This is a genomic window from Sulfurimonas sp., from assembly GCF_034005705.1.
In the GTDB taxonomy this organism is placed as follows: Bacteria; Campylobacterota; Campylobacteria; order Campylobacterales; family Sulfurimonadaceae; genus Sulfurimonas.
This window is the reverse complement of sequence record NZ_JAVEUF010000004.1, coordinates 1-5,419: the sequence shown is the minus strand read 5'-3', so window position 1 is coordinate 5,419 and position 5,419 is coordinate 1. Positions and strand designations below refer to the sequence as shown.

At 38.7% G+C, this 5,419-nt stretch carries 6 protein-coding genes; 2 read left to right on the top strand and 4 right to left on the bottom strand.

The window, feature by feature from the left end:
• Positions 1-262: 262 nt before the first annotated feature.
• Positions 263-445 (top strand): DUF2892 domain-containing protein, encoded by a 183-nt coding sequence (locus tag RBR61_RS03685; RefSeq protein ID WP_320342170.1) that lies wholly within the window; start codon positions 263-265, stop codon positions 443-445.
• A gap of 202 nt (positions 446-647) precedes the next feature.
• Positions 648-1,643 carry a phosphoribosylformylglycinamidine cyclo-ligase gene (gene purM, locus RBR61_RS03680; protein ID WP_320342169.1) on the top strand — a complete coding sequence of 332 codons (996 nt, stop codon included), beginning with the start codon at positions 648-650 and terminating at the stop codon, positions 1,641-1,643.
• A 57-nt stretch (positions 1,644-1,700) separates the two neighbouring features.
• Here the strand turns inward: purM and RBR61_RS03675 are convergent, their stop codons facing one another.
• The 4 genes from RBR61_RS03675 to RBR61_RS03660 form a co-directional block, all read right to left on the bottom strand.
• Positions 1,701-2,285: a DUF302 domain-containing protein gene (locus tag RBR61_RS03675; protein WP_320342167.1), complete on the bottom strand. Its 585-nt coding sequence runs from the start codon at positions 2,283-2,285 to the stop codon at positions 1,701-1,703.
• 172 nt (positions 2,286-2,457) lie between these two features.
• The gene (locus tag RBR61_RS03670) at positions 2,458-3,750 is read right to left on the bottom strand and encodes an outer membrane protein transport protein (RefSeq protein WP_320342166.1); all 1,293 of its coding nucleotides are present in this window, start codon (positions 3,748-3,750) and stop codon (positions 2,458-2,460) included.
• A 368-nt stretch (positions 3,751-4,118) separates the two neighbouring features.
• Positions 4,119-4,703, bottom strand: coding sequence for a hypothetical protein (locus tag RBR61_RS03665; protein ID WP_320342165.1), 585 nt, complete (start codon positions 4,701-4,703; stop codon positions 4,119-4,121).
• A complete protein-coding gene (locus tag RBR61_RS03660) occupies positions 4,700-5,215 on the bottom strand; it encodes a hypothetical protein (protein ID WP_320342164.1) in 516 nt (171 codons plus the stop codon). The genes RBR61_RS03665 and RBR61_RS03660 overlap by 4 nt, the downstream gene beginning before the upstream one ends.
• Positions 5,216-5,419 lie beyond the last annotated feature (204 nt).

Here is a 5,419-nt window from a genome sequence, read left to right as displayed (position 1 = left end):
TACTGAGTATGCTTACGACAAGAACATAGTCTTTAGTTTTGCAAATACCATAAGCAGCGAAGATTGGAAAAAAGATGGAGCAGTGAATGCAGAGTCCATCTACGACTGGGCAGATGCTCTCTACTCAGATATGTTTGATGCGTAAGCCAAAGAGAACTTCTTTGGCTCTGTCTATCTAATATTTTTTATTTTTAGATATAATCGCGTAATAATTTAAATCAATTTAAGTTATAAACCTTACATTTTACATTATGGAATCAAAATGAATTACGACAAAATTAGAAAAAACTGTAGAGTCATCAGAATAGTAGCAGGTACAGCACTTATTGTAACAGGCTTTATTACGGGCAATGCTTGGTTCTATCTAGGTGTTTTACCTCTTGCGGCTGGTATTGCGAACTTCTGCCCGCTATGCATCATCTCTAAGAAATGCTCGGTAAAATAGTAACTTAAAAGCTACCTCTAACTTATTTCTTGCAAAACAAAAAAGTAAGCGAACGATTCTGCAGCTTTGCGAAGCCTCAGTGAGCGTCTTTTGGGTTTTGCAAGAACTCTCAAAACTTTTACACCCATAAATGAAACCTTAATTAACTCTCACTTTAACTCTCATTAGGTATAATTTCATACTTTTAATATCGGAGCCATAAATGAGCCAAATAAGCTACAAAGACGCAGGTGTCGACATAGACGCCGGCAATAGTTTTGTTGAGAACATCAAACCTTTAGTAAAATCTACACAGATACCTGGTGTTATCGGCGGTATAGGCTCTTTTGCGGGAGCATTTGAGCTTCCAAAGGGCTTCAAAGAGCCTGTTATGCTTGCTGCAACAGACGGTGTCGGAACCAAGCTAAAGCTCGCAATTGACTCAGGCATACACAATACGGTAGGTATTGATCTTGTTGCTATGTGTGTAAATGACCTAATATGCAACTTCGGTACGCCATCTTTTTTCCTAGACTACTACGCTACCGGAAAGCTTGACGTTGCTGCTGCGACCAATGTTGTAGCAGGCATTGCAGAAGGGTGCAGAAGAAGCGAATGTGCGCTTATCGGCGGAGAGACCGCAGAGATGCCCGGAATGTACTCACAAGATGATTATGACCTTGCAGGATTTGCAGTAGGTGTGGCAGAAAAGAGCGAGATGGATAGAGTATCACTTGTAAAAGCTGGAGACAAGCTCATAGCACTTCCAAGTTCGGGGCTTCACTCAAACGGCTTCTCTTTAGCACGCAAAGTGCTCTTTGAAAAGATGGGCATGAAGTTTGAATACGAGTTTGAGGGCAAGCCACTTATAGAGACTCTTTTAGAGCCTACACGCATCTACGTAAAAACATTCAAAGAGATTAAAGAGAGTGTAGTCGCACTTGCCCATATCACGGGCGGCGGCATTGTTGAGAATCTTCCTCGCGTTCTTCCAGAGAACCTAAGAGCTGAGATAAAAAAAGACTCCATTAAAGTACTCCCTATTTTTGAGCTTATTGCACAGCATGTAGAGATGGATGAGATGTTTAGAGCATTTAACATGGGTGTTGGTATGATCTTGGTCGTAAAAGATGAAGATGTCGAGAACGTGCTTGCTAAAACGGACGGTTATCTTATCGGTGAAATAAAAGAGGGAAAAAGAGAAGCGGTTTTAATTTAAAAGTTTATAGTTTAAAGCAGTGAAGAGAACCTTCACCGCTTCTGGCAAAGCCAAGGCTTAGAAATCGCCTTTTGCAGCTTTCTCAGGGATCTTCTCCATAGCCTCTTTTACTCTTAACATATCTTCAAAAAGATCGTCATTGATCGGCTTCTTATCAGTTCCGCCGTAAAGTGCCAAAGTCATATCCATAGTGATAAGGTATCTGTCACCGTTTCCATACTCTACAAGAACGATTCTACAAGGCATAAATCCGCCGTAGTAGCGTGAGTGGTTGAACATCTTCTTAGCAACGCTTAGTGAACAAAGCTCGATGATTCTTGCGTGTTTTACCTCGTCAGCTTTTGCGTCTTCTAGGTTGAACATATTTTTCTCGCCTACAACCATCATGTTGTACTCAAGCGCTACTGATTGAATAGACTCTATGACCTCTTCTTCAGTTATATCATCGATAACTTTAAACTCAAGCATCATCGCCTGCGCAGGGTCTCCCGTCTCACCGATAGTGCCCATCATCTTAGCGTAAGCCTCTTGAGTCTCGGACTTAAAGCCCATAAATGTCGTACCCATCTTCATCATAGTACAACCACTGAAAATAGATGCAACTAGGAGTGTTGAAACCCCGATAATTATGCTTCTTAACATATGTTTCCTTTGTTGGTAGAGTTTATTTTGTGATAAAAGTGATAAAACTATCACAAAGTAAATTTAAGATATTATAACACACAATTCTGTAAATCTACTGAAGTTTTTTCGCTGGTTTTTTCATAAAAAGCGTACCGCCAAACAGGCGGTACACAATACGTAGAGAGAGTTCTTAGAACGCGTAGTTAAGTTGAACTGTATAACTTTGCTCAGAGTGTGTACTAGTAATATCTTCACCAGTAAAACCTGTAAAAGTTTCTTTATTTTCTAAACCATATACAGCAGCCAAATCTATAGATAGAGTCTCATTAAATGCATAAGTACCACCTAAAGTAATATGACTTTCTTGAGTTCCTGGAAAACCTAGTAAGTTAAATGTATTTGTTAAAGAACTAGGACCTGCATAACCCATCATTCCAAACATATTTGCAGCATGCGCATTATCAATTGCTAAACCTTTGCCGCTATTATCTTGCACAGCTGACTCTGCATACTGGTAACCTGCACGTACTGCCCAACCGTCAGTTGCATACTCATAACCGATTGCGATCACATCTTGGTCTTCCCAACCAAACTCTTTATAACCTTCAGCATCTTCCCAGTTGATATTTTTGTAATCAAGTGCCAATGTATGACCAGCTGTTGTATAACTCACACCTATACCATACTCCGCAGGAGTAGCCATTTCGTTAATTGTAGTACCCATTCCCATTGGATTAGAAGGACCAACACCAAAACCATCCAATGCAGCATTCATTACATCTTTTGTATCAAACTTTATTTCAGATTTATAAACTGCACCAAGTGTTAAGCCATCAGTTTCATACGCTAAACCAAAATTTACACCTACGGCTACATCTTGAGCAACACCAGTGCCAATCTCCCCATTATCACCAGGTGCAATAAAAGCAGCTGGTTGCGTATACTGAATATCTAATGCAGAGTATTGCACTATCGGTGTAACACCAACGCTAAATCCACTATTAGTATATGCTAAAGGAACACCAAACTGCATAGTTTGAAGTGCAGTTACCATACTAAACGTACTTTGCGTTACATCTCTATAATCAACACCTAGACCACCTGTACCCCACATACCAATACCCCAGTAGAAGTTATCATTAATCTTAGAAGCCAAAGAAACTGTAGGTATGACAAAAAAGTCTGAATCACTTTCTTGCTCAGATGCAGCTGGATCACCAATTGCAGTTGTACTAGCCTGAACCTCAATACTTGGCATAAAAACAGTACCACCAAATGATACTTGATTGTCACCCTTGATAGTAGTAATTAAAGCTGGATTAGCGATTCCTGACTCTGCACCATGCCCAACACCAATTTGAGTACCACCCATACCGCGAGCTTTCGCTCCAATACCGATAAGTGATGACCCATTTGTCGCAAATGCAGATGTTGCACCTAAAGCCAAAGCAGCTACCACTGCAAGTTTTATTGTTCTTTTCATTTTCTCTCCTACGAGTAATTTTTTAGAATGTAAGCATTATAGGAGAGTAATTTTTAACCGTATCTTAAACGAATAGTAAACAAACATAAGCCAAGCTTAATAATTATCTTTAATTTGCAAGATATATAATCTTTACATATAACTAAAATCAATATACACTATAAAAAGTGCACAATTTAGCTTTTATATAAGTTTTTTATATATTTTGATATGTTTGATGTTATATAGATTATCTTTTTGGGATTATTTAAAAAGCGTGATAAAATTATCATAACGTGTAGTTGTGTAACATATATGTAATGATTTTATTATATTACACGTGAGCGAAAACCGCCCAAGAGACCATAAATAGGTGCAAGAGAGTAATTTTACTTGAAAAAAACTCTCTCTTTTATATCTACGATCTTTTGATCGCTGTAGAGTTTTAAATTTTTTGCACCTTTTATCTCATAGCCGGAACCGTCGTCCAAAACTCTGCACTCGGGATTTCTTTGCGCTATACTCTCTTTTGGTGCATCTTTTACAATATTTTTTTGCTCTTCAAGATCGAGCACCACTTGGCTTAGCCCACCGTAGAGACGTCCGCTGCTCTCGTTTAAGAACTCTTTTGCCTCTTTTGCTTCTATGGTATCACTAATTTTTTGTTTAGCGATCTCTTCTTCGATCTCTTGCGCATCTTTTGCGTTAAATATCTTCTCATTGACTGCATGAGAGCTATGGTAAAGCTCACTATTTGGAAGCTCCACACTGTTTTGACTAAGTCCGCCGAAATATCTCTCAAGCAAACATTCGCTTGGAACCAGATAAGCACGGCTATCGCTTATAACTATATCTTTTTTATATTTTTTGCTAAGCTCTTCTAAACTTTGCAGATCTACGGAGTTAGAAATATGAATAAGCTCGTATGCGCTAAGCGATGCAATTGATGCTAATACAGATAAAAAGAGCTTCACTTGAAGATATCCTCATCACTTAACCACAATATCCATGAATACTTCTTTATATTGCTGTTATCAAAAAGCGGATCATCTTTTATGCGGTAGTACTCATAAACGACAGAGATCTTCCCGTTATTTGCCGCCTTTACATATGGCTGCGGAATAATTATCTTATATGAAAGCGTGCCTGGGCCAAAACCTCTCTCATCTGCATCCTCAAGTGCCAAAACTCCGTATAGCTCCTTTTGCTCAGATGGGACTTTTACAAGTACATGCTTGGCACCAAACTCCAAAGCACGCCTGTACCCTTTTATAAACTTCTCACCGCCGATATTTAAAGAGTGATAGTGGATTTTGCTTTGAAATGGAGCGCTAAACTCTCCCTGAAGCTTAAAACTGCCATCTCTTGCACTAATAACGATCTCTTTGTCCTGAATCTCTCCATGAACTATGTTTTTTGTATATGTAGTAGTAGAACAGCCTGTAAGAAATAGCAGCAGCGCCGCCAACGATAGTAAATATTTCATCTTGTATCCTGAGTCTTGTAAGTAATATTTTAGAAGTATAACAGCTACTAACTGATTAAAAGATTTGATTTAAATAAATTGGATTTATTGAATAAGTTTTCATGCTTTTGTTTTGATTATTTATATTGTAGAGGAAATGACCAACTAGGCAGCGACCTACGTTTCCACACCTGAAAGGTGCAGTATTATCAGCGATGAGAGGCT

What these genes read in the sequence shown, in the direction of transcription:
- purM (WP_320342169.1), top strand. Translation starts at nt 648, where the DNA reads ATGAGCCAAATAAGCTACAAAGACGCAGGTGTCGACATAGACGCCGGC.
- RBR61_RS03670 (WP_320342166.1), bottom strand. Translation starts at nt 3,750, where the DNA reads ATGAAAAGAACAATAAAACTTGCAGTGGTAGCTGCTTTGGCTTTAGGT.
- RBR61_RS03685 (WP_320342170.1), top strand. Translation starts at nt 263, where the DNA reads ATGAATTACGACAAAATTAGAAAAAACTGTAGAGTCATCAGAATAGTA.
- RBR61_RS03660 (WP_320342164.1), bottom strand. Translation starts at nt 5,215, where the DNA reads ATGAAATATTTACTATCGTTGGCGGCGCTGCTGCTATTTCTTACAGGC.
- RBR61_RS03675 (WP_320342167.1), bottom strand. Translation starts at nt 2,285, where the DNA reads ATGTTAAGAAGCATAATTATCGGGGTTTCAACACTCCTAGTTGCATCT.